The 25,284-nt window shown below is 35.4% G+C and carries 12 protein-coding genes and 3 tRNA genes; 8 read left to right on the top strand and 7 right to left on the bottom strand.

Annotated elements, in window-relative coordinates:
• Nucleotides 1–39: 39 nt before the first annotated feature.
• The 3 genes from H1R17_RS03295 to H1R17_RS03285 all read right to left on the bottom strand — a co-directional run bounded on the left by H1R17_RS03295 (nucleotide 40) and on the right by H1R17_RS03285 (nucleotide 3,956).
• Entirely contained in the window at nucleotides 40–1,548 is a 1,509-nt protein-coding gene (locus tag H1R17_RS03295; protein ID WP_163431325.1) for a T9SS type A sorting domain-containing protein, read from the bottom strand.
• A gap of 127 nt (nucleotides 1,549–1,675) precedes the next feature.
• Nucleotides 1,676–3,085: a rhodanese-like domain-containing protein gene (locus H1R17_RS03290; protein ID WP_163431324.1), complete on the bottom strand. Its 1,410-nt coding sequence runs from the start codon at nucleotides 3,083–3,085 to the stop codon at nucleotides 1,676–1,678.
• A 70-nt stretch (nucleotides 3,086–3,155) separates the two neighbouring features.
• Nucleotides 3,156–3,956, bottom strand: a complete 801-nt coding sequence (locus H1R17_RS03285; protein WP_163431323.1) for a sulfite exporter TauE/SafE family protein — start codon at nucleotides 3,954–3,956, stop codon at nucleotides 3,156–3,158.
• Between the two features lie 90 nt (nucleotides 3,957–4,046).
• On the opposite strand from H1R17_RS03285, the gene H1R17_RS03280 reads away from it, so the two are divergent.
• The 3 genes from H1R17_RS03280 to H1R17_RS03270 are packed head-to-tail and all read left to right on the top strand — an operon-like array spanning nucleotide 4,047 to nucleotide 7,942.
• The gene (locus H1R17_RS03280) at nucleotides 4,047–6,473 is read left to right on the top strand and encodes a bifunctional UDP-N-acetylmuramoyl-tripeptide:D-alanyl-D-alanine ligase/alanine racemase (protein ID WP_163431322.1); all 2,427 of its coding nucleotides are present in this window, start codon (nucleotides 4,047–4,049) and stop codon (nucleotides 6,471–6,473) included.
• 57 nt (nucleotides 6,474–6,530) lie between these two features.
• Nucleotides 6,531–6,968 carry a large conductance mechanosensitive channel protein MscL gene (gene mscL, locus H1R17_RS03275; RefSeq protein ID WP_163431321.1) on the top strand — a complete coding sequence of 146 codons (438 nt, stop codon included), beginning with the start codon at nucleotides 6,531–6,533 and terminating at the stop codon, nucleotides 6,966–6,968.
• A 38-nt stretch (nucleotides 6,969–7,006) separates the two neighbouring features.
• Nucleotides 7,007–7,942, top strand: coding sequence for a hypothetical protein (locus H1R17_RS03270; RefSeq protein WP_163431320.1), 936 nt, complete (start codon nucleotides 7,007–7,009; stop codon nucleotides 7,940–7,942).
• Between the two features lie 47 nt (nucleotides 7,943–7,989).
• Here the strand turns inward: H1R17_RS03270 and H1R17_RS03265 are convergent.
• The 3 genes from H1R17_RS03265 to H1R17_RS03255 form a co-directional block, all read right to left on the bottom strand.
• Nucleotides 7,990–8,062, bottom strand: a tRNA-Gly gene (locus H1R17_RS03265).
• Between the two features lie 37 nt (nucleotides 8,063–8,099).
• Nucleotides 8,100–8,172: transfer RNA gene (locus tag H1R17_RS03260), tRNA-Gly, on the bottom strand.
• A gap of 39 nt (nucleotides 8,173–8,211) precedes the next feature.
• Nucleotides 8,212–8,284 (bottom strand) — tRNA-Gly (locus H1R17_RS03255).
• Between the two features lie 247 nt (nucleotides 8,285–8,531).
• Between H1R17_RS03255 and H1R17_RS03250 the strand changes: the two genes are divergently transcribed.
• The 4 genes from H1R17_RS03250 to H1R17_RS03235 are packed head-to-tail and all read left to right on the top strand — an operon-like array spanning nucleotide 8,532 to nucleotide 14,712.
• Nucleotides 8,532–9,014 (top strand): GbsR/MarR family transcriptional regulator, encoded by a 483-nt coding sequence (locus H1R17_RS03250; protein ID WP_163431319.1) that lies wholly within the window; start codon nucleotides 8,532–8,534, stop codon nucleotides 9,012–9,014.
• Nucleotides 9,004–10,155, top strand: a complete 1,152-nt coding sequence (locus tag H1R17_RS03245) for an efflux RND transporter periplasmic adaptor subunit (protein ID WP_163431318.1) — start codon at nucleotides 9,004–9,006, stop codon at nucleotides 10,153–10,155. The genes H1R17_RS03250 and H1R17_RS03245 overlap by 11 nt, the downstream gene beginning before the upstream one ends.
• A gap of 10 nt (nucleotides 10,156–10,165) precedes the next feature.
• Complete coding sequence (locus tag H1R17_RS03240) at nucleotides 10,166–13,309, top strand: efflux RND transporter permease subunit (protein ID WP_163431317.1); 3,144 nt, start codon at nucleotides 10,166–10,168, stop codon at nucleotides 13,307–13,309.
• 2 nt (nucleotides 13,310–13,311) lie between these two features.
• Entirely contained in the window at nucleotides 13,312–14,712 is a 1,401-nt protein-coding gene (locus tag H1R17_RS03235; RefSeq protein ID WP_181729249.1) for a TolC family protein, read from the top strand.
• A gap of 67 nt (nucleotides 14,713–14,779) precedes the next feature.
• Here the strand turns inward: H1R17_RS03235 and H1R17_RS03230 are convergent, their stop codons facing one another.
• Entirely contained in the window at nucleotides 14,780–15,805 is a 1,026-nt protein-coding gene (locus H1R17_RS03230) for a helix-turn-helix domain-containing protein (protein WP_163431316.1), read from the bottom strand.
• A 576-nt stretch (nucleotides 15,806–16,381) separates the two neighbouring features.
• On the opposite strand from H1R17_RS03230, the gene H1R17_RS03225 reads away from it, so the two are divergent.
• Nucleotides 16,382–25,279 carry a gliding motility-associated C-terminal domain-containing protein gene (locus H1R17_RS03225; protein WP_181729248.1) on the top strand — a complete coding sequence of 2,966 codons (8,898 nt, stop codon included), beginning with the start codon at nucleotides 16,382–16,384 and terminating at the stop codon, nucleotides 25,277–25,279.
• The last annotated feature ends 5 nt before the right edge of the window (nucleotides 25,280–25,284 follow it).

The raw sequence follows: 25,284 nt of genomic DNA, 5'->3' as shown, positions 1-25,284 counted from the left end.
GGGATTTGACGAAAGATGAAAGAGAAAAGAAATTTAGATTTATTTTTTTATAATTTTTGCATGTTGCGTACCATGATCTGTAGTAATCTTAATAAAATATATGCCTGATAAAAAGCTTTCCATTGTAACAATATTACTATCTTGCTTAAAAGTATCTTTTTTAATTAATTGACCAGACTGATCGTAAATTTCAAACGATTTTAGATTGTAATCGGTTTTGATATATACTTCATTAATAATAGGATTTGGGTACAATGAAAAAGCATCAGTTTTGTTGATGTCATTCAAAGATAATGCACAGTTAGAGGTTATTATAACAGAACTTGATACGGCAGATTTTACAAGTGAACCAAAATGTGAGTTTGGGTCATCAATACAAATACCTAATAAATTATCTAATCTCTCAAGATGATAGGGTTGTAATTGTATCTTATGGTTGTTTCCGTTTTTTAGATTAATGTATTTTAAATTTTGATTATTCAAAAGACTAACATAAGTAAGATTAGGGTTGTTGCTGAAATCTATCGATGTATATACATTATTACTGCCAGAAAAATTTCTTAACTCAGGTAAATTTGATACATCTATTTGAGAAATATAGTTATGAAAAATAGTGACTATTTGTAATTTTGGATTATTTTTAAAATCTATAGATTTTAAATTTCCTCTAGTTACTACAACTTCTTCCAATAAAGGTAAATTTGATAGATCTATTCCATTTGTAAAATTATTATCACTTGCTCCAACGGCTTTAAGTAATGGATTAAGCTGTAGATTAAGGCTGGTAATTCCAGTATTACTAACACTAATTTTTTCTAATGCAGGGTTTCCTGATGTGTCAATAGTTCCTACTGGATTTGAAGCTACATAAAGAGTTTTTAATAATGGATTTTGTGAAACATCTAACGATGTCAAATTATTTAAACTTAGATTTAAATCTACTAAAAGACTATTTTGTGTAAGATCAATGTTGTTTAATTTGTTACTGGAAAGACTTAAATCTTCTAATAAAGGATTTTGGGTTGTGTTAAGTGTGGTTATTTTTGATTGTCCAATATTAACTTTCCTAAGTATAGGAGATCCTGTAATGTCTATTGTTAACAGTTCGGGAGAAATAATACTTAAATTTTTTAATAAGGATTTACTTGATGTGTCTAAAATACTGAAATTACCATTGACATCTATATGCGATAATGTGTGTAATCCTGTAATGTTTAGAGCAGGTATACTGCCATGTAAAGTTAGTGTTGTTAGTTGTGTATTAGATGTTAAATTTACAGGAGCTGAAACTGGGTTATTTCTCAAAACAAGTGAAGTTAAGTTTGGCATTGATGCAATTCCTGTCAGATCCGTAATACCAAAATTAGTGCTTTCAGATATACCAGTAATATTTAAAGCTTCAGTAAGCGAAATTTCGCCATCATTATTAGTGTCGTACCAAGGTTTTATAAATAGTTGTTTAAAATTTGGGTCAGTAAAAATAACGTTTTGTGAAAAAGAACTATTAGTTATTAAAATAAAAACGATTAAAAAGTAGAGTTGTTTCATGATTTGTTTTTTTTTGTTGATTAACAAATGTATGTTTTTTTTGTTAAAGTTTTAAATATATCTAAATAAAATCCGGTTCATAAATTTAAAAATTCATGAACCGGATTTTATTATTATGAAAATATTTTTATTTCGTACTACAACTACTTGTGCATGCTTCTGTAACAATAGGTAAACTGGTTTCTTTAATTTTACCAAAACCACCAATAACATCCATCATATTATGAAAACCGCGTGCTTTTAAAATAGATGCTGCTATCATAGAACGATAACCACCTGCGCAATGTAGGTAGGTTGTTTTTTGCGATGGAAAATCGGCAATATGGTCGTTGATAAAATCTAATGGAAGGTTAGGTACGTTGGTAATATGCGCTGAGGTGTATTCGCCTGGTTTACGAACATCAATTACTGATTCTTCGCCATTATTCATTAATGTTTCTAACTCGGTAGCTGTAATCCTACCAATACTATCGGTTTCAAAACCGGCATCAATCCAACTTTGCATACCGCCTGCTAAATAACCTAATGTGTTATCGTAACCCACACGAGCCAAACGTGTAATGGTTTCTTGCTCACGACCTTCTGGGGTAACCAACACAATAGGTTGGTTAATATCAGTTATTAAAGCACCCACCCAAGGAGCAAAACCACCATCAACACCAATAAAAATAGCACCTGGTATATGCGCTTTACCAAAACTATCGGCATCGCGAACGTCTAAAATCAACGCATCGTCTGATGCTAGTTTAAATTCGGTTGGTGTAAACGCTTTGTTTTTTTCAATAATGGTATCAATTGCTTCGTATCCGTTTTTGTTTAAACGTACATTTTCTGGGAAATAGATTGGTGGAGGTAATAAACCATCGGTAACTTCTTTTACAAATTCTTCTACCGACATATCAGCACGCAATGCATAATTGGTACGCTTTTGCTCTCCTAATGTACCTACGGTTTCTTTGCTTAAATTTTTTCCGCAAGCCGATCCCGCTCCGTGTGCAGGATATACAATTACTTCATCGGCTAAAGGCATAATCTTGGTACGCAAGCTTTCGAACAAAGTCGCTGCTAATTGCTCTTGGGTCATATCTGCTGCTTTTTGAGCTAAATCTGGGCGACCAACATCGCCTAGAAATAAGGTGTCGCCACTAAAAATAGCATAATCTTTACCGTTTTCATCTTTTAAAAGATACGTAGTACTTTCCATGGTATGCCCTGGTGTATGTAAAGCGGTAATGGTGATGTTGCCTATTTTAAAAACCTCACCATCGGTTGCAATGTGTGCATCAAATGCTGGGTTAGCTGTAGGTCCGTAAATGATTTTTGCACCTGTTTTTTCAGCCAAAGTAACGTGACCGCTTACAAAATCGGCGTGAAAATGTGTTTCAAAAATATATTTAATGGTTGCATTAGCAGTCGTTGCTTTATCTATGTATTGTTGTACTTCACGTAAAGGATCAATAATAGCAACTTCGCCGTTGCTTTCAATATAATAAGCGCCTTGCGCTAAACATCCTGTGTAAATTTGTTCAATTTTCATGGTTGAAATCTTTTTCTGGTACAAAAGTACTAATTATTTAATTGTGTAAAAGTAACTTAGGTTACATGGCTTAAAACAGCTCTTTGAATAAAATATAGATGGACATAACGAGTATGAACCATCCAAAAATCTGCCGTAAATTTCCGTCAATTATTCGTTTTGATAATCGATTTCCTATAAATAAACCTAATATCGATATGGAAGAAAATGATAATACAATAGTCCAATCAATGCTGTGTTGACCTAAATCGCCTGTAAAACCTATCAAACATTGAATAGCAATAATGGTTAACGAGGTGCCAATGGCTTGTTTCATAGGTAAATTGGCAAAAAACACCAACACAGGAATAATTAAAAAGCCACCACCAGCGCCAACTAAGCCTGATACCATACCAATTAACAAACCTTGTGTAATTAAAGGTGTAGCTGAGGTAACTACTTTAGGATTTGCAATATTTTTTTGACGCGGTTTTCGAATCATTTTAGACGATGCTGCAAACATTACTACAGCAAAAATCAACATAATTAGTTTTGATTTGGAAATACTAACATTATTGCTTAGCGTAAAAACATCAGGTAATAAAGGTAATAGCTGCGAACGAGTAAAAAATACGGCTAGTAATGAAGGAATACCAAAAAGCAGTACAATTTTAAAATTTACGTTTTTGTCAATCGTATTTTTAATACTGCCAACAGCCGATGTACTTCCTACAATAAAAAGAGAATACGCTGTAGCAATTAAAGGATCAATACCTACAACATACACTAAAATGGGCACCGTTAAAATAGATCCGCCGCTACCAATTAAGCCTAAGGTAACGCCAATAAAGAGTGCTAATACTAAACCAATATAAAAATGTATGTCGTGCATAATGCTAAAAACGTTCTGCAAATTACAAAAAAAATCAACTGTTTGTGCGGAAATATCTTGTTACCTTTGAATGATATTATTCTGTTTACAATGAAAATCGAAACTACAAAATTAAGTGCTGTTTTAAATGCAACTGTATCAATTGAAAATGCGGAAATAGACGTTTTAGATATTTCTATTGATAGTAGATCGTTACGTAATGCGCCACATACCTTGTTTTTTGCCTTAAGTGGTAAAAATCATAATGCACATAAGTATGTTGAAAGTTTGTATGAAAAAGGAGTTCGGTTTTTTGTAGTAGCTCAAAACGTTGAATTACCCAATGACGCGGTTATTTTTACCGTAAAAGATACGCTTAGAGCATTACAAACTTTTGTTGCTTTTTATCGTAAACATTATCATTTTCCGATAATAGGCATTACAGGAAGCAACGGAAAAACCATCGTAAAAGAATGGTTAAATCAATTGTTGCTGCCTTATTATCATATAATTAAAAGTCCAAAAAGTTATAATTCTCAGGTTGGCGTACCACTTTCGGTAATTGCTATAAATGACGAACATAATTTAGGGATTTTTGAAGCAGGTATCTCTCAACCAAACGAAATGATTTTTTTAGAAGAAATCATTCAGCCAACAATTGGTATTTTAACAAATATTGGTCCTGCGCATAACGAAGGATTTGCATCAAAAGAAGAAAAATTGATTGAAAAACTCGTGCTTTTTAAAAATGCCGAAGTTTTAATAAGTGAAAATACATCCTTCATTCAAAAATACAAACCTAGCAACGTAACCTGGTTTAATTGGAGTTTTTCAGAAGATGCCGATGTGCAATTTAAAAGAGAAAATCAAACATTAGAAGTTCGATATTTAAACCACGCATTTACAGTACAGTTGCCTTTTACCGATTTGGCTTCTATTGAAAACATAGCAACCTGCATTACTGTTTTGTTGTATTTAAAAATAGCAGTTGCTGATATAATTGCTTTGGTACCTAAATTACACACGGTTCAAATGCGTTTGCAGGTAAAAAAGGGGAGCAACGATACTTTGTTAATTGATGATAGTTATAGTTCTGATTATCAATCGTTAAAAATAGCATTAGATTTTTTAGAGCAACAAAAAACACATCCTCAAAAAACGGTTGTTTTATCAGATATTTTTCAGAGTGGTTTTCCTTCAGAAGTTTTGTATCAAAAGGTAGGCGAATTGATGAATCAAAACCACGTAAACCGGGTAATAGGTATTGGTACTGAAATTTCTAAATACCTAACCAATGTAACACAATTTCAAAGTTACCCCGATACCAAAACATTTTTGAGCGATTTTAATTTGAAATCATTCCGAAACGAAACGCTTTTGATTAAGGGCTCGCGCAGCTTTGAGTTTGAAAAAATAGTTGCTGAATTAGAAGAAAAAACACATGAAACGGTTTTAGAAATCAATTTAGATGCCGTTAGTCATAATCTTAATTTTTACAAAGAACGCTTACAACCTGGCACCAAAATAATGGTTATGGTAAAAGCCTTTGGTTATGGCAATGGTAGTTATGAAATTGCCAAATTATTGGCGCATCATCAAGTAGCTTACTTAGGCGTTGCTTTTGCAGATGAAGGTGTTGAATTGCGAAAGGCAGGCATTAAATTGCCTATAATCGTAATGAATCCTGAAAACTCGGCGTTTTCAAATATGATTGCGTATCAGTTAGAACCTGAAATTTATAATTTAACCGAGTTGTCTGCATTTATCAATGCAGCCGAAAGTCAAAACATGATGCATTACCCAGTTCACTTAAAACTAAACACAGGTATGAATAGGTTGGGTTTTGTTGAAAATGATTTTGATACTTTAGTAGAAATTTTAAAAAACACGCAAATTGTAAGTGTGGCTTCCATTTTTTCTCATCTTGCAACCAGCGATATGCCCGAAGAAACCGAATTTACACTACATCAAATTAAATTGTTTCAAAGTTGGACAACATCCTTAAAAGATCGTTTAAAAATAAATCCAATACTTCATATTTTAAACACGTCTGGTATCTTTAATTTTAACGAGTATCAGATGGATATGGTGCGTGTTGGTATTGGTTTGTATGGTGTGGGTAATAGCACACAAGAGAATGATCAACTGCAAAATGTAGCAACCCTTAAAACGGTTGTTTTACAAATCAACAATATTAATATGGGTGAAAGCGTAGGTTATGGGCGCCGTTTTAAAGCAGATAAACCAAGCAAAATAGCTACTATTCCTATTGGTTATGCCGATGGTATTCGTCGTAGTTACGGTAATGGCGTAGGATGCGTTTTAATTAATGGTATAAAGGCACCTATTGTAGGATCGGTTTGTATGGATATGTTAATGGCTGATGTTACAAATTGTGATGCAAATGTAGGAGATGAAGTTATTATTTTTGGAAACGATTTACGCATTACCGAAGTTGCAAAGGCATGGAATACCATTCCTTATGAAGTTATGACTGCTATTTCGCAACGTGTAAAGCGAATTTTTTACAAAGAATAACAAAAGTTTAACAAAAAAATGTACTTTTGCCTAAAATAGAAACTAAAATAAGTTGTTATGGGATTTTTAAAAGAATTTAAAGAATTTGCTGTTAAAGGTAATGTAATGGATTTAGCCGTTGGGGTTATCATTGGTGGCGCATTTGGAAAAATTGTAGACAGTGTTGTAAAAGATATTGTTATGCCAATTGTATCAGCAATCATTGGATCGCCAGATTTTAGTAATATGTACTTAGTACTAAAAGATCCTGCAAGTAAAGTAGTACAAGGTATGGCTTTAGCTGATGCGCAAAAAGTAGAAAACGTTGTTATTTTTGCTTACGGAAACTTCATTACAGTTGCAATTAATTTTATTTTATTAGCTTTTGCTGTATTTTTAATGGTAAAAGGAATTAATAAAATGAGAAAACCTGCTGTTGAAGCACCTGCGGCTCCAGCTGGTCCAACTCAAGAGCAGTTATTAGCAGAAATTCGCGATTTATTAAAAAAGCAATAATTTAAAAGCCAATCGAAAGATTGGCTTTTTTTATGATTATGAAAAAAATAATGATGTTTTTGTTGTTCATTATTTCAACAACAGTATTCGGTCAAGAAGAGTTTTATGCTTATGAAGCCTTTGGTGTAAATAATAAGTACGGTGTTGTAAACAAAGGTTATGGTATTGAAATGGTAGCGCCAACCTACAGTAACATTGATTTCTTTTTTAAAGATTATATCGCTTTGTCTAATAAAGATACCGTTGATTTTTACAACAAAACAACCAATGAAAAAGTACGTTTGCAATCAATGGATAATTTCTTGTATCTAAACAACGCCTATTACGCACAATTTAATGACAGTACAAGTACGTATTTAATTCCTGAATATTTTGATAAAAAAATAAAGTTAGCAGCAAAATACCGTTTGATACATAAATACTATCAGTACCTTATTTGTGCAAGCCAAAAGGGGTATGATGTAATGGATTTTGCCGATTTAAATACAGTAAAATTACATGTAAAAGCTACCGATTATTTTTCTTACCTAGCAAACAATAAAGATAATGAAGCGCTATTTATTAATGTTTTTTATGGAGATAAAGCAGTGTTTGTTTACGATGAAACATTAACGCTTTTAAAAACGTATAAAGCCAAAGAAAATGATTTTGATAAGGTAAGAGCCATTGTTTTTAAGGATTTCCCAGAAGCAGACACAAAAGCTATGATGAATTACGAACAGCCTTTGAGTGTTCTTTGGTCTTCAAAATTTGATGGAACATGTACAAAAGTATCTCGTCAAGATAAATATAGAGAACAGTTTTTTACTATAAAAGGTGATTTCAAAGTTGAAATTGTACCTGGAAATACAAATTGGGTACGTTTAATTGATAAAGAATCAAACAATACCTATGAATTTAGAGTGTATTTTGATCATCAAGTATTCGTAATACCTCCAAAATATGTTGAAAGTTTAGAGCTTACGTTTCAGTAATAAAAAAAATCCTTATCGTTTGATAAGGATTTTTTTGTGCTCTTTTGAGCGGAAGACGAGGGTCGAACTCGCGACATTCAGCTTGGAAGGCTGACGCTCTACCAACTGAGCTACTTCCGCGTTTTACGATTTTTAAATCTTCGTTTGATTTTCCAAGAGCGGAAGACGAGGGTCGAACTCGCGACATTCAGCTTGGAAGGCTGACGCTCTACCAACTGAGCTACTTCCGCATTTTACAATTTTTAAATCTTTGTATTGATTTTTCCAAGAGCGGAAGACGAGGGTCGAACTCGCGACATTCAGCTTGGAAGGCTGACGCTCTACCAACTGAGCTACTTCCGCAATTTTTCGATGTTTAAATCTTCGATTGATTTTGTGGTTGCAAATATAGCGATAAAATAAATTTCAATCCAAGAAAAATATCGTTTTTTTTAGTAAAAGCCATCGTGTTTTGTTATAAGAATTAAAATATCAAATAGTTATGTGTGTAAATTTATAAAACGCAGTAAAATCTATTTAATACAAAATTAACACAAAATTAGTTCGGTGTTTACCGAACTAATTGTAGTTTTGCATCAAAATACTTGAAATGCATCAATATTTAGAAAATAGTTTGTTCAAAGAAGTTTCGCTTCATTATGAAAAATACTATAAGTTACAGCCTTTAACAGCCAAAGTTTATGCTTTGTTGGTGTTTGTTAATTGTGCAGAAGGCGTAACGTTTGATGATTTTGTTGAAGTGCTTCAGGTTAGTAAAAGCTCGGTTTCACACAGTTTAAATACACTTGTAGAAATTAATTTTATTGAGCAGTATAAAAAAGAAAACGAAAGGAAAAGGTATTTTAGAATCAATCAGAATCTATTTCTAAAACGCTTAGAAGATGTTCAGGAACGTTTAATTGAAGAAAGAAAAATATATACCAAAATACGAGATTACAAAAAATCGAATACGAATGTGCTGTTTAAAGATGAAGCTTTTAGCTTATACATTGCACATTTGCAAGATGCAAGTAACTCCATAACAAGAACAATTAAAAACTTAAAACTCCATATCAAAACAAATGAAAAGTAAGCTTAAAACTCTTTTAATGGTTATTGTAGGAACCTCAATTGTTGGGTGTTCTAAGAAAGATGCTGCTCCACAAGCGCAAGCACCTATGTTAGATGTTGTTTCAGCAACTACTAAAGATGTTGTAGGATATACAGCTTTCCCAGCTACCATACAAGGAAAAATTAATAACGATGTTCGCGCTAAAATTCAAGGATACATACAAGAAGTTTATGTGCATGAAGGGCAAGTGGTTAGCAAAGGGCAACCTCTGTTTCGTTTAGAAGCAAACAATTTGGCTGAAACAGCAAGTGCTGCAAAATCGGGTATTTCGGTGGCGCAAGCTAATGTTAATGTGGCGCAGGTTGAGGTTGATAAATTGGTGCCATTGGTACAAAAAGGCATCATAAGTTCTGTTCAATTAGAAACGGCTAAGGCAAATTTAGCTTCGTCTAAAAGTATGTTGGCGCAAGCGCGTGCAAATTATGGTACAGCTAGTGCAAATGTTGATTATTCGGTAGTACGCGCCCCAATTAGTGGTGTGGTAGGTCAGTTGCCTTTGAAAAAAGGTAGTTTGGTTGGTCCGGCTGATCCTACGGCTTTAACAACTATTGCAGATGTTAGCTCAGTTTATGCTTATTTTTCAATGAACGAGAAAGAGTATTTTCAGTTCTTAAACGCATCGCCAGGAACAACAATGAATGAGAAAATTAAAAATCTTCCTCAAGTTGAACTGCAATTGGCTGATGGAAGCATTTACACAGAAAAAGGAAAAATTGAAACAGTATCAGGACAAATTGATGCAGCAACAGGAACCGTTCAGTTTAGAGTTGCTTTTTCAAATCCGAATAAGTTGTTAAGCAACGGTAACAGTGGAACCATTCGTTTACCTAAAAAATACACCAATGTTTTAGTGGTGCCAGAAGTAGCTTCTTATGAGCAACAAGGAAAAATTAATGTGTATAAAGTGGTAAATGATACAGCAATTTCTGTTGTGGTTGATGTGGTTGACCGTGTTGATAATATGATTATTGTAAAAGAAGGGGTAAAAGAAGGCGAAACGATTATTGTTAGTGGCGTAGGATCATTACGTAACAAAACGGCAATTAAACCTAAGCAAGTAAACTTTGATACTATTGTTAATGCTATAAAACCAGTTTTCTAAAAAATAAGGTATGTTAAAAACGTTTATTGAAAGACCTGTACTTTCTACAGTAATTTCTATTTTAATAGTTATTCTGGGGGTTTTAGGGTTAACCGTATTGCCGGTAACTCAGTACCCAGATATTGCGCCACCTACGGTACAAGTGGCGGCATCGTACCCAGGAGCCAATGCTCAAACGGTACTTGAAAGTGTTATTGTTCCTATTGAAGAGCAGATTAATGGAGTAGAAGGAATGGATTATATTACTTCTACAGCCAGTAACGATGGTTCTGCATCTATACAAGTAGTTTTTAAACAAGGAATTGATCCGGATATTGCTGCGGTAAACGTACAAAACCGTGTGGCGCGTGCAACGCCTTTGTTACCTAACGAGGTAACACGTTCTGGGGTAACTACGCAGAAACAACAAACATCATCGTTAATGTTCTTGTCGTTTTATTCTGAAAATAAAAACTACGATGCTACTTATATTCAAAACTATATGAACATCAACGTTATTCCTGAAATTAAAAGGGTAAATGGTGTTGGTGATGCATCGGTTTTTGGAGCAAAGAATTACGCTATGCGTGTTTGGTTAGATCCTACAAAAATGGCGGCTCATGGTTTAGTTCCTTCAGATGTTACAGCAGCAATTAACGAGCAATCGTTAGAAGCGGCGGCAGGACAGTTGGGTGAAAACTCGGGTGAATCGTTTCAGTACATCATCAAATACAGCGGTAAATACAAAACAGAACAGCAGTATGAAGACATCGTAATAAAATCGTTGGCAAACGGACAAGTATTGCGTTTAAAAGATGTAGCTGAAGTTCAGTTAGGCGCACAAACTTACGGAGGATATTCTGAGTTAAACGGTATGCCAGCTGTGGCAATGGCCATTTATCAAACACCAGGTTCTAACGCGCAGGATATCATCAACGATATTAAAAAAGAATTAGAAACCATTCAGAAAAATTTACCTGAGGGTATTCATTATAAAATCAATTTAGATTCTAATGAATTCTTAGATGCTTCTATTGAAAAAGTAGTACATACGTTAATTGAGGCCTTTATTTTGGTATTTATTGTAGTATATATTTTCTTACAAGATTTTAGATCTACGTTAATTCCGTTAATTGCAGTACCCGTTTCTATTATTGGAACTTTCTTTTTCTTGAATTTATTTGGATTCTCGCTTAACTTATTAACGTTATTTGCGCTTGTCCTCGCCATTGGTATTGTGGTAGATGATGCCATTGTGGTAGTTGAAGCCGTGCACGCAAAAATGGAAGAAACAGGGCAAGATGCACGTACAGCAACCCTGAATGCTATGAGCGAAATTTCGGGTGCTATTGTATCTATTACCTTGGTAATGTGTGCGGTATTTATACCTGTAACTTTTATCACTGGGCCAACAGGTGTTTTTTACAAACAATTTGGTGTAACGCTTATTGTGGCAATTGCTATTTCGGCTTTAAATGCATTAACATTGAGTCCGGCGTTGTGTGCTTTGTTCTTAAAGCAACACACAGATGAACACGGAAAAAAACGCAATTTTGTACAACGCTTTTTTGATGCTTTCAACAATTCGTTTAATGCAATGACCGAAAAATACGGACGTTCATTTAAGTTTTTATTCAAGCATAAATGGGTTTCTTTAGGTATTTTAATTGCATGTTTGGGTATTACTTATTACGCTAATAAAACAATGCCAGCAGGTTTTGTACCAAGTGAAGATCGTGGGTTTATTATGGGTAATATCGAATTACCTGCAGGAGCATCTGTGGATCGCGTTCAAAAATTAGAGAAAGAGTTTTCAGCACAAGCTCAGAAAATTCCAGGAATTGAATCGGTAACGGTTATCTCGGGTCGATCTATTATTTCGGGTGCGGGTTCTAACTACGGTTTCTTAATGATTAAAATGAAAGCGTTTGCTAAACGTACTAGTGCCGATGAAGCAACGGACGTTGTAATTGGTAAGTTGTTTGGTTTAGCTGGTAAAAACTTCCCTGAAGCAAAAATGATTTTCTTTCAACCGCCAAGTATTCCAGGTTTTGGTATGTCAGGAGGTTTTGAAATGAAATTGTTAGATAAATCGGGTGGCGATTTAAAAGATTTCGATAAAGTAACGCAAGATTATATTGCGGCTTTAATGCAACGCCCAGAAATTATGTATTCGCAAACATCGTTCAATACCAATTATTCGCAGTACGAAATTAAGTTAGATATTGTACGTGCAAAACAATCGGGTGTTTCGGTAAGTAATATTTTCTCTGCTTTGCAAGGATATATCGGTGGTAATTATGTAAGCGATTTTACGCGTTTTGGTAAACAATATCGTGTAATGTTGCAATCAATGCCAAACGATCGTAAAAATATTTCAAGTTTAAACGGTATGTTTGTTCGTACAGCAACAGGCGCAATGGCTCCATTAAGTCAGTTTGTAACCTTAGAAAAAGTATACGGACCACAATCGGTAAACCGTTTCAACTTATTTACTTCGGCAAATATTTCAGGAGCTCCTAAACCAGGATATTCGTCGGGTGATGCTATTAGAGCGGTACAAGAAGTTGCTGAAAAACAATTATCATCAAATTATGGTATTGATTTTACAGGTTTAACTCGTGAAGAAATCAATGCAGGTTCGCAAACCATCTTAATTTTTGCATTGTGTATTGTGTTTGTGTATTTTATTTTGGCAGCGCAATATGAAAGTTATATGTTGCCATTTGCAGTAATTTTATCATTACCAACAGGTATTATGGGGGCGTTTATGTCGCAAAAAATAGCAGGATTAGAAAACAATATTTATTTCCAAATTGCACTCGTCATGCTCGTTGGGTTGCTCGCTAAGAATGCCATCTTAATTGTAGAGTTTGCCTTGCAACGAAGAAAACACGGCGAAAGCATTTTACAAGCAGCAATATCAGGAGCCAAAGCACGTTTACGACCTATTTTAATGACATCGTTTGCGTTTATTTTAGGATTGATGCCGTTGGTTTTTGCAAGTGGTGTGGGTTATATAGGAAATCGATCAATTGGTACAGGTGCTGCTTTTGGATTGTTAATTGGAACTATTTTAGGAGTATTTGTTATTCCGGTATTATTTGTGATTTTTCAAGCTATTCAAGAGAAAATCAAACCTGTAGTATTTGATCAAAAAGTAATTCAAGAATAAATATGAGAACGATATATAAATTATCATTTGTAGCATTTTCGGCGATTACTTTACAATCGTGTATCGCTACTAAAGATTATCAAAAGCCAGAAGTTTGGAATAATGCTTCGTTTAATACTAATACAGTAGTGCGCGATAGTGCGGTGCAACAAGTAGTTGCTTGGCGCGATGTTTTTACCGATTCTATTTTGCAAGGATATATTAGTACTGCTTTAGAGAACAATTTAGATGTGCGTACTGCTTTAGAAAATATCAAACAGGCAGAATCGTATGTAGCGCAAGGAAAATTTGGATATTTACCAACGTTTAATGTAGGTGCTAATTATACACACTCTGTAAACTCAATCAATACGCAATTTGGTCGTATTTTGGGGCAACGTCAACGATTAGATCAGTTTGATATTACAGGGAGTTTAGGATGGGAAGCTGATATTTGGGGTAAAATTACCAGCCGTAAATTAGCTGCTGAGGCTACTTATTTGCAAACTGTAGCAGCACATCAAGCCATAAAAACGCAGTTAATATCTTTGGTTGCTAGTAATTATTACAATTTATTGGCTTTAGATGCGCAAAAACAAGTGGCTTTAAAAACCATTGAAAACCGTACTAAAAGTTTAGAAACCAATAAAGCCTTAAAGGATGCAGGTAGAGTTACCGAAGTAGCGGTAAAACAAACTGAAGCACAATTGTTAAGCGCGCAAGCTTTGTTGTTGGATATTGACAACAATATCAAAGTACAAGAAAACAGTTTGAGTATTTTACAAGGATTGTTCCCTAAAGAAATGGAACGCTCTTCGTTTGATGGTCAACAATTAGCAGTTAATGGAGTAGAAGGTGTTTCAATTGAAGTATTAAATAATCGACCTGATGTTTTGGCTTCAGAGCTTGGCTTTAGAAATGCTTTTGAATTAACCAATGTTGCCAAGGCAAGTTTTTATCCAACCTTGAAATTAACAGCATCGGGTGGTTTGCAATCAGTTGATTTTGAAAAGTTATTCGATCCAACATCGTTTTTTGCAAGCATTATTGGTGGTATCACACAGCCTATTTTAAACGGACGTCAAATTCGTACTCAATATGAGATTAGCTTATCAAATCAAGAAAAAGCATTTATCAATTACAAACAAACGGTTTTAAATGCCAGCAAAGAAATATCAGATGCTTTGTATGCTATTGATACCAATACTAAGAAATTGGTATTGAAAGAACAAGAAGCAACTGCTTACAGCACTGCTGTTCAATATTCGCAAGAATTATTAAACAATGGTATGGCAAGTTATTTAGAAGTGTTAACTGCAACAGAAAGCGAATTAAACGCGCAGTTAAATATTATCACTACACAATATAATTTATGGAATGCGAACATTCAGCTTTACAAAGCAATGGGTGGAGGTGTTGAGTAAATTAAGTAAACAACAAACAACAACAAAAAGCAACTTGTAAAAGTTGCTTTTTTGTTGTTGTAGAGAATTATTCTAACTTATCAATATATTCCCTAGGAGTAATACCCGTATGATCCTTAAAAATACGATTAAATGTAGGCTGCTGTGAGAATCCTGCTTTTGTATAGATGTGTTCTAAAGTAAATGTTTTGAAATTTTTGTTATTCAGTTCATCAAGAACATCATTCATTCTGTATTGATTAATTAATTGATTGAATTTTACATTACCAATGTTTTTCAATGATTTAGAAACATAAGTAGTATTTGATTCTAATACATCAGCTAATTTTTTAATGGTAAGATCAGAATCCCGATAAATTTTTTCTTCTTCAAAAAGGCGTATTATTTTAGAATACAACTCTTGGTATTTATCGTAATTGATTAGAGATACATCTTCGTCTTCCGTTGTTGTAAAAAAGCCTTGAAAATTTTTGTCAGTAATAGTTTGTGTTGCTTGTTCAATAGTAGTATATCGTATAGAATAGGTCTTAATAATCCTACTATAAAAATACAAGCATAAAAGCGAAAAATAACTAGCAATAAAGGCAATAATAAAATTCAGATTATTGATGCTTTCTTCATTTCCAACAAAAGAGTTTCGGTCCAAACCTATACCTAAGTATCCTGAAATATCTTGCATTACATAACAAAGTACAATAATAATGCCTGTTAAAATAACCGTATTTCTAAAGCTTGAAACTACTCTCATAAAAATTATTGTAGGTACATACAATAAAAAAACTCCATAGTTAATAGTACAATTCAATAAACATATCGAAGTTATGATTATTAAGAAGGAATAAAGAATAATGGTAAGTATTTTCTGATAATCAAATGTAGCTTTAGATAAAATATATCCTACAAAAATAGTTATTAAAGCTCCTAAAATAAAAAGTGTTAATGGTATGGCTAAAGAGCCATGATATATTTTAGGAAATAAAAAAAAGCTTAAAAGAATATAAAATAAGTAAACAGATAATACAGAGTATAAAAACCATTTACTAAATGATTTCCATACTTCTACTACATCAATAGTAAATTCTTCATTCTGCATACTAAGTTCATTTAATTAAAACCTTTCTTTTAAGCAAAAGATAACTTTGATGTTCAAAGATAACCAAATGTTAAATTAAAATAGTTTTAACTATTGTTTTTTTTAACATTTAGTTCTTTTTTCTTTTAAAAACCAAACAATTTTCAAATACAAAAAATGATTAGTTGTTGATTATTAATTGTTTATGTTCTTTTTTCAATCAATTGTTTTATTGGTTGAGGAACCGTTTTTTTTAGTTAAAATTTGGATAAATCTTTACAGTATTAAAAATCAATCTGTTTTTCACAACATAATTAGGGGAGTTTTTGTGGAAAAGTTAAAAACAGAAATGCCTTCTTTAATAAATAGTTTTATATGTTATAAGACTAAAAGAAGGCAGATTTTTTATTTAGAAAAAAATATTAATCCAGAAAAAAAATGTTATGAAAAAAGAAAAAAGTACTTAACAAGGTAGCAAATACCGTAATGATTTTTTATTGAGATGCTATGTTAACTTTCTTAAACATCATCCAATAAGTATCTCTTAATAAAGAGGTGCAAATTCTCAATCAAATATTTATTTAAAAATTGTTTAATATGAATTTAAAGCTACTCAAGAATTCTATTAACAGAATAGGAATAGTAGGAAACAATTATTTGTTCTCCGTTCTTATGATGTTAGTACTGTTTGCATTTACAGTCCAAACCGGATTTGCTCAATGTAATATCAGTACATTTACAGCTACACCAGTAAATGGTGTGTGTGTGCAAGATGGAGCTATACAAATTGCCGTGCCAGGTGGTAATAATTGCTTAGCTAGTGCAATTTTAACTAATGCAGGAAACAGTACTGTTTTGCAAACTATTACATTAGATAGTGCTGGTGCAGGAACTTTTAATAACCTAGCACCTGGTAATTATGATGTAACTGTGTCGCAATCTGGTTCCTCTTCAGTAAAGAAAACTGTGTCAATAACTTCTACCTACCAGCCATTTACATATACTGTTGTGGCAAAAAATATTACTTGTAGAACAGGAGATCCATTGTACACAGCAAATGGTGAGGTAACAACAACCGTTTCTCGTACAGGAAATTATGTTTATGAGATTAAATCATTAAATCGTACTTCTGGACCAACTAATGCTACCAGCTGGACTTTTAACAATTTATCTCCAGGAACTTATCAAGTTACCATTACTGAAAATTCTTCTCCAACTTGTATCGTTTCAAAAGATCAAGGTTTTACAATTTCTAATTATACAGGAGGTAAATTACAAACATTTATCCCAGGAAACATTATGGAGTTGCTTTCTACTACAAATTGTAATGCTTGGAATATTGTATTGAATACTAACGGGGTTTTTAATTATGACAATGTTCTAGTTAATAAAGTACTTACAGAGGGTTCTATGACCATAACCTATGGTGGAAATACTTATAATCGAAAAAATTCAACATTACCTGGTATACCTGGTACGGTACCTTATTTTGAGAACGTGCCACCCAATACACCAGTTACTATAAAAATTTCAGATGGATGTGATGAGCGTACTTTTTCATATACTACAGATCCAATAGATAGAGATGATTTTGTTTATAATTTAAACAGTACTTATTCATCAGTACTTTGTGGAGCATTAAACACTGTTACGGTGGAGCAAACACGACCTTCAAATACACCAGGGGTAGGCCGCTATTTGGCTTACAGACCAAATCCATTGGTTACACCAGCAACAGGTACAATAACCTATAAGATTTACGAAGAGCAACCTTTAAATTCTGGGAATTGGGTTTTACTTGAAGCTATTGATGAAACCAGCTATATAATTGGTTTAACTTCAGACTCAGGAATTGGTAGAATATTTCCTAATAATGCAAATGCTGGATATAATCTTGTACAAGGAAATAGATATCGAATTGAAATTGTAGATAATAGTTGTGGTACACCAGTTATACACAAAGATTTTATCTTTAACAAAACCCCAGCAACGCATCCTTTAAGTCGTATGAAATTATCGCAGGGAAATTCGGTGTTAGACGGAACAGGTTATGTTAGTTTAGAAACAACAGATTTAGGACCAATTGGTTTTGATTATACTTTAGGAAAGACCCGTTGGTCTATAGAACGTACCGATGGAGTTAATAGTTATACTTATGCGCCTTCAAATCCTTATAATTTAGCTACAGCAGCAGCAACTAAAACCATTAATTTTCCGTATGTGTTTGAAACTGATTATGCTAGTTTACAAGTTAGACAAGCATTTGATGATCTTCCTCCAGGAGACTATAAAATAGTAGGTACAGATTTGGCTTGTAATATATCAGGTTCTGCTACAATAACCGTTTCTAAATTAGCTTCTTATAATCCTGTAATAAAAGTTACTGCTTCTTCTTGTGGTGCTAATACGATTACATTTGATATGGGACAAGTTAATACTTTAGGATTAACAAACAATACAAGATTGTACAATGCAGTTAATGGAGCAAAAGGTACTTTAGCACAAACTTATACATCAACAGATAGATATAAAGGACAGTTTACCAATATTGCTCCAGGTGATTATTTCATTGTAATGAATGATTTTAGCACTAGTGGGATGTCTGTTCATTCTTTAGCAGTTGGAGGAACCGATAGAAACTCTTCTGTAACAGGTAGAGAAATTTTGGTGCCAGTTACAGTATTGCCTAGAGAAGAGGTTAAATTTACTACAGCCAGTTTATATTGTGATCCTAACAATCCAAATTCAGGAATTATTGTGGTATCAACTACTGGTCAGGCAGTTGGGTTTATCAACTATAAAATTTGGCCAAGTACAGCTAATCCAGATACAGATGCGCCATTAGATCAATATAATACTACAAATGTAACGGAGACTTCTCACATATTCAAAAACTTATCAGCTGGCAAGTATATTGTTAGAGTTATTACCAATTGTGGTTTTACGCAACAAGAAGTGATTTTAGCTAATGGCATACCTACATTGCCAAATCCAACAGCTAGTAAACCAGAGATTTGTGCTCCAGGTAAAGCGGTGGTATTATCAGTAGCTCTTTCAGACGCGGTATTTGATATTGTTTGGAAAAACGGAGCTACTCAGATAGGAACAGGAAGTTCAGTTAATGTAAATCCTACAGTTACAACTACATATACAGTTACATATGCTTTGAAAACTAGTTTAGGATGTGCTAATGTAACACCAACATCTGCCAATGTAACAGTTACTGTTAATACAGATGCAGGAACAGTAAATGCAGGACCAGACCAAACATTGGCGGGTACTACTTTTACAATGAACGCTAAGCAATTAACTTCGGCAAATTCTCAAGGAACATGGACTGTAGTTTCTGTAAAAGATGTTAATGGAAATTCATTAGCAAATAATACAGTACAGATAACTAACGTAAATGTTTATAATACGCAAGTGATTATTCCAGCAGCTTCTACTGTTGAAATGAAATGGACTGTGACTAATGCAGACTGTTCTGGGTCAGATAATGTAATTCTTGTATCAACCGAATCAATAGATGCAATAGATGATAACATGTCATCAACACCAGTTGTAGGACATGCAGGAAACGCAAATGTTGTAAATATATTAACAAACGATGTATTAAATGGTACACCAAACATACCAGCAGCATCGGTAGTTATTTCAATCGTAACTCCAGCAACACCAGTATCTCCAGGGGCAAATGTACCTGTAGTTAATACCACAACAGGTGTAGTAAGTGTGCCAGCAGGCACTCCAGCAGGTACTTATGTAATTGAATACAAAATTTGTACAGTAAACAATACATGTGACACTGCAAAAGTAACCGTAGTAGTAACCGCAGCTAAGATTGATGCAGTAGATGATAACTACGGACCAATCAACGGATATGTAGGCGGTAACACCCCAAGTGTATTAACAAACGATACCTTAAACGGTCAACCAGTAAAACCATCAGAAGTAAACTTAACCCCAGGTACATCAAGCAACCCAGGTTTAACAATGAACCCAGATGGAACTATTACGGTAGCCCCACAAACACCAGCAGGTACGTATACGTACACGTATACTATTTGTGAGAAGTTAAATCCAAACAACTGTGATACTGCAACAGCAACCGTAGTAGTAACCGCAGCTAAGATTGATGCAATAGATGATAACTACGGACCAATCAACGGATATGTAGGCGGTAACACCCCAAGTGTATTAACAAACGATACCTTAAACGGTCAACCAGTAAAACCATCAGAAGTAAACATAACCCCAGGTACATCAAGCAACCCAGGTTTAACAATGAACCCAGATGGAACTATTACAGTAGCCCCACAAACACCAGCAGGTACGTATACGTACACGTATACTATTTGTGAGAAGTTAAATCCAAACAACTGTGATACTGCAACAGCAACCGTAGTAGTAACCGCAGCTAAGATTGATGCAGTAGACGATAACTACGGACCAATCAATGGATATGTAGGCGGTAACACCCCAAGTGTATTAACAAACGATACGTTAAACGGTCAACCAGTAAAACCATCAGAAGTAAACTTAACCCCAGGTACATCAAGCAACCCAGGTTTAACAATGAACCCAGATGGAACTATTACAGTAGCCCCACAAACACCAGCAGGTACGTATACGTACACGTATACTATTTGTGAGAAGTTAAATCCAAACAACTGTGATACTGCAACAGCAACCGTAGTAGTAACCGCAGCTAAGATTGATGCAGTAGACGATAACTACGGACCAATCAATGGATATGTAGGCGGTAACACCCCAAGTGTATTAACAAACGATACGTTAAACGGTCAACCAGTAAAACCATCAGAAGTAAACTTAACCCCAGGTACATCAAGCAACCCAGGTTTAACAATGAACCCAGATGGAACCATTACGGTAGCGCCACAAACCCCAGCAGGTACGTATACGTACACGTATACTATTTGTGAGAAGTTAAATCCAAACAACTGTGATACAGCAACAGCAACAGTAGTAGTAGAAGCAGCTAAGATTGATGCAGTAGATGATACATCAGCACCAATCAACGGATATGTAGGCGGTAACACCCCAAGTGTATTAACAAACGATACGTTAAACGGTCAACCAGTAAATCCATCACAAGTAACCTTAACCCCAGGTACATCAAGTAACCCAGGTTTAACAATGAACCCAGATGGAACTATTACAGTAGCCCCACAAACCCCAGCAGGTACCTATACGTACACGTATACTATTTGTGAGAAGTTAAATCCAAACAACTGTGATACTGCAACAGCAACAGTAGTAGTAGAAGCAGCTAAGATTGATGCAGTAGATGATAACTACGGACCAATCAACGGATATGTAGGCGGTAACACCCCAAGTGTATTAACAAACGATACCTTAAACGGTCAACCCGTAAAACCATCAGAAGTAAACTTAACCCCAGGTACATCAAGTAACCCAGGTTTAACAATGAACTCAGATGGAACTATTACGGTAGCGCCACAAACCCCAGCAGGTACCTATACGTACACGTATACTATTTGTGAGAAGTTAAATCCAAACAACTGTGATACTGCAACAGCAACAGTAGTAGTAGAAGCAGCTAAGATTGATGCAGTAGATGATAACTACGGACCAATCAATGGATATGTAGGCGGTAACACCCCAAGTGTATTAACAAACGATACCTTAAACGGTCAACCAGTAAAACCATCAGAAGTAAACTTAACCCCAGGTACATCAAGCAACCCAGGTTTAACAATGAACTCAGATGGAACTATTACGGTAGCCCCACAAACCCCAGCAGGTACCTATACGTACACGTATACTATTTGTGAGAAGTTAAATCCAAACAACTGTGATACTGCAACAGCAACAGTAGTAGTAGAAGCAGCTAAGATTGATGCAGTAGACGATACATCAGCACCAATCAACGGATATGTAGGCGGTAACACCCCAAGTGTATTAACAAACGATACCTTAAACGGTCAACCAGTAAAACCATCAGAAGTAAACTTAACCCCAGGTACATCAAGCAACCTAGGTTTAACAATGAACTCAGATGGAACTATTACAGTAGCGCCACAAACCCCAGCAGGTACCTATACGTACACGTATACTATTTGTGAGAAGTTAAATCCAAACAACTGTGATACTGCAACAGCAACAGTAGTAGTAGAAGCAGCTAAGATTGATGCAGTAGATGATAACTACGGACCAATCAACGGATATGTAGGCGGTAACACCCCAAGTGTATTAACAAACGATACCTTAAACGGTCAACCCGTAAAACCATCAGAAGTAAACTTAACCCCAGGTACATCAAGCAACCCAGGTTTAACAATGAACTCAGATGGAACTATTACGGTAGCCCCACAAACCCCAGCAGGTACCTATACGTACACGTATACTATTTGTGAGAAGTTAAATCCAAACAACTGCGATACTGCAACCGCAACAGTAGTAGTAGAAGCAGCTAAGATTGATGCAGTAGATGATACATCAGCACCAATCAACGGATATGTAGGCGGTAACACCCCAAGTGTATTAACAAACGATACGTTAAACGGTCAACCCGTAAAACCATCAGAAGTAAACTTAACCCCAGGTACATCAAGTAACCCAGGTTTAACAATGAACTCAGATGGAACTATTACGGTAGCGCCACAAACCCCAGCAGGTACCTATACGTACACGTATACTATTTGTGAGAAGTTAAATCCAAACAACTGTGATACTGCAACAGCAACCGTAGTAGTAACCGCAGCTAAGATTGATGCAGTAGATGATAACTACGGACCAATCAATGGATATGTAGGCGGTAACACCCCAAGTGTATTAACAAACGATACCTTAAACGGTCAACCAGTAAAACCATCAGAAGTAAACTTAACCCCAGGTACACCAAGTAACCCAGGTTTAAGCATGAACTCAGATGGAACCATTACGGTAGCCCCACAAACACCAGCAGGTACCTATACGTACACGTATACTATTTGTGAGAAGTTAAATCCAAACAACTGTGATACAGCAACAGCAACAGTAGTAGTAGAAGCAGCTAAGATTGATGCAGTAGACGATACATCAGCACCAATCAACGGATATGTAGGCGGTAACACCCCAAGTGTATTAACAAACGATACCTTAAACGGTCAACCAGTAAAACCATCAGAAGTAAACTTAACCCCAGGTACATCAAGCAACCCAGGTTTAACAATGAACTCAGATGGAACTATTACGGTAGCCCCACAAACCCCAGCAGGTACCTATACGTACACGTATACTATTTGTGAGAAGTTAAATCCAAACAACTGTGATACTGCAACAGCAACAGTAGTAGTAGAAGCAGCTAAGATTGATGCAGTAGATGATAACTACGGACCAATCAACGGATATGTAGGCGGTAACACCCCAAGTGTATTAACAAACGATACCTTAAACGGTCAACCCGTAAAACCATCAGAAGTAAACTTAACCCCAGGTACATCAAGCAACCCAGGTTTAACAATGAACTCAGATGGAACTATTACGGTAGCCCCACAAACCCCAGCAGGTACCTATACGTACACGTATACTATTTGTGAGAAGTTAAATCCAAACAACTGCGATACTGCAACCGCAACAGTAGTAGTAGAAGCAGCTAAGATTGATGCAGTAGATGATACATCAGCACCAATCAACGGATATGTAGGCGGTAACACCCCAAGTGTATTAACAAACGATACCTTAAACGGTCAACCAGTAAAACCATCAGAAGTAAACTTAACCCCAGGTACATCAAGCAACCCAGGTTTAACAATGAACCCAGATGGAACTATTACGGTAGCCCCACAAACCCCAGCAGGTACCTATACGTACACGTATACTATTTGTGAGAAGTTAAATCCAAACAACTGCGATACTGCAACAGCAACCGTAGTAGTAACCGCAGCTAAGATTGATGCAGTAGACGATACATCAGCACCAATCAACGGATATGTAGGCGGTAACACCCCAAGTGTATTAACAAACGATACGTTAAACGGTCAACCAGTAAAACCATCAGAAGTAACCTTAACCCCAGGTACATCAAGTAACCCAGGTTTAAGCATGAACTCAGATGGAACTATTACGGTAGCGCCGCAAACCCCAGCAGGTACGTATACGTACACGTATACTATTTGTGAGAAGTTAAATCCAAACAACTGTGATACTGCAACAGCAACCGTAGTAGTAACCGCAGCTAAGATTGATGCAGTAGACAACGAGTATGTAGCATTTGATGGTAAAGTAGGCGGTACTACAGCAAGCGTATTAGAAAACGATACCTTGAATGGAGTAGCAGTAATTCCAACAGAAATTACATTAACTCCAGGAGCAAGTCCAAATGCAGGTTTAACAATGAACCCAGATGGTACTATCAGCATTGCAGCAGGTACACCAGCAGGCGCTTATACATATCCATACACCATTTGTGAGAAGTTAAATCCAACCAATTGTGACAATGCAGTAGCTATTGTTATTGTGGATGCAGCACCAGCAGATGTAGTAATAGAGTGTAGCGAAGCTTTACCAACCGATGCACCAATATTCACACCTTCGTCATGTGATCCAGTACAGGTAACGATGACCGAAGAAAGAATAGACGGAACATGTGGTAACAATTACCAAATTGTAAGAACATGGACAGGAGTAGATGCATGTAACAATGTACGCACAGTATCACAAACCATCACGGTTCAAGATACCAAAGCACCTGAGTTTGTAGGCGTATTACCAGAAAACGTAACCGTAGAATGTAATGCAGTACCAAGCGCCCCTGTTTTAGCAGCAGAAGATTGTAATGATGTAACCGTAGCTTACGCAGAAGTACGCAAAGATGGATCATGTGCAAATGATTACGAATTAGTACGTACTTGGACAGCAACTGATGCATGTGGCAACACAGCAACACACACCCAAGTAGTAACAGTTCAAGACACAACAGCACCAGAGTTTGTAGGTACCTTACCAGCTGCAGAGCTTTACATGGCATGTGAAGATTTAAAACCAGCGGAAGTATTAACAGCAACCGATGCATGTGGCGCAGCAACTGTACGCGTTACCGAAGAAAAAGTAGCGGGCAATTGTGATGCTAAGTACGATATTGTAAGAACATGGATTGCAAGTGATGCATGTGGAAACGAAACACGTTATACACAAGTTATCCACTTATCATGTCCAATGGAAGTGTTCAATGCCGTAACACCAAATGGTGATGGAATGAACGACGAGTTGGTATTGAAAGGAATCGATTGTTATCCAGGTAACACCGTAGAGATTTACAACCGTTGGGGTGTATTGGTTTATGAAACCAAGAACTACAACTCAAACGGCAACACGTTCAAAGGTTATTCAGAAGGGCGTGTAACAGTTAAGAAAGCGGATAAATTACCAACGGGTACCTACTATTATGTAATTAAGTACAACTTCGATTTAGGAAACGGACAAGTGTATCCAAAAGAGCAAGCAGGTTACTTACATTTAGAGACAAACTAAAACAG

Source organism: Flavobacterium sp. xlx-214 (assembly GCF_013874595.1).
Classification (GTDB): domain Bacteria; phylum Bacteroidota; class Bacteroidia; order Flavobacteriales; family Flavobacteriaceae; genus Flavobacterium.
Note: the sequence above shows the minus strand (reverse complement) of the source record. Positions and strands in the feature narration are given on the sequence as shown.

What these genes read in the sequence shown, in the direction of transcription:
- H1R17_RS03295 (WP_163431325.1), bottom strand. Translation starts at nt 1,548, where the DNA reads ATGAAACAACTCTACTTTTTAATCGTTTTTATTTTAATAACTAATAGT.
- H1R17_RS03290 (WP_163431324.1), bottom strand. Translation starts at nt 3,085, where the DNA reads ATGAAAATTGAACAAATTTACACAGGATGTTTAGCGCAAGGCGCTTAT.
- H1R17_RS03285 (WP_163431323.1), bottom strand. Translation starts at nt 3,956, where the DNA reads ATGCACGACATACATTTTTATATTGGTTTAGTATTAGCACTCTTTATT.
- H1R17_RS03280 (WP_163431322.1), top strand. Translation starts at nt 4,047, where the DNA reads ATGAAAATCGAAACTACAAAATTAAGTGCTGTTTTAAATGCAACTGTA.
- mscL (WP_163431321.1), top strand. Translation starts at nt 6,531, where the DNA reads ATGGGATTTTTAAAAGAATTTAAAGAATTTGCTGTTAAAGGTAATGTA.
- H1R17_RS03270 (WP_163431320.1), top strand. Translation starts at nt 7,007, where the DNA reads ATGAAAAAAATAATGATGTTTTTGTTGTTCATTATTTCAACAACAGTA.
- H1R17_RS03250 (WP_163431319.1), top strand. Translation starts at nt 8,532, where the DNA reads ATGCATCAATATTTAGAAAATAGTTTGTTCAAAGAAGTTTCGCTTCAT.
- H1R17_RS03245 (WP_163431318.1), top strand. Translation starts at nt 9,004, where the DNA reads ATGAAAAGTAAGCTTAAAACTCTTTTAATGGTTATTGTAGGAACCTCA.
- H1R17_RS03240 (WP_163431317.1), top strand. Translation starts at nt 10,166, where the DNA reads ATGTTAAAAACGTTTATTGAAAGACCTGTACTTTCTACAGTAATTTCT.
- H1R17_RS03235 (WP_181729249.1), top strand. Translation starts at nt 13,312, where the DNA reads ATGAGAACGATATATAAATTATCATTTGTAGCATTTTCGGCGATTACT.
- H1R17_RS03230 (WP_163431316.1), bottom strand. Translation starts at nt 15,805, where the DNA reads ATGCAGAATGAAGAATTTACTATTGATGTAGTAGAAGTATGGAAATCA.
- H1R17_RS03225 (WP_181729248.1), top strand. Translation starts at nt 16,382, where the DNA reads ATGAATTTAAAGCTACTCAAGAATTCTATTAACAGAATAGGAATAGTA.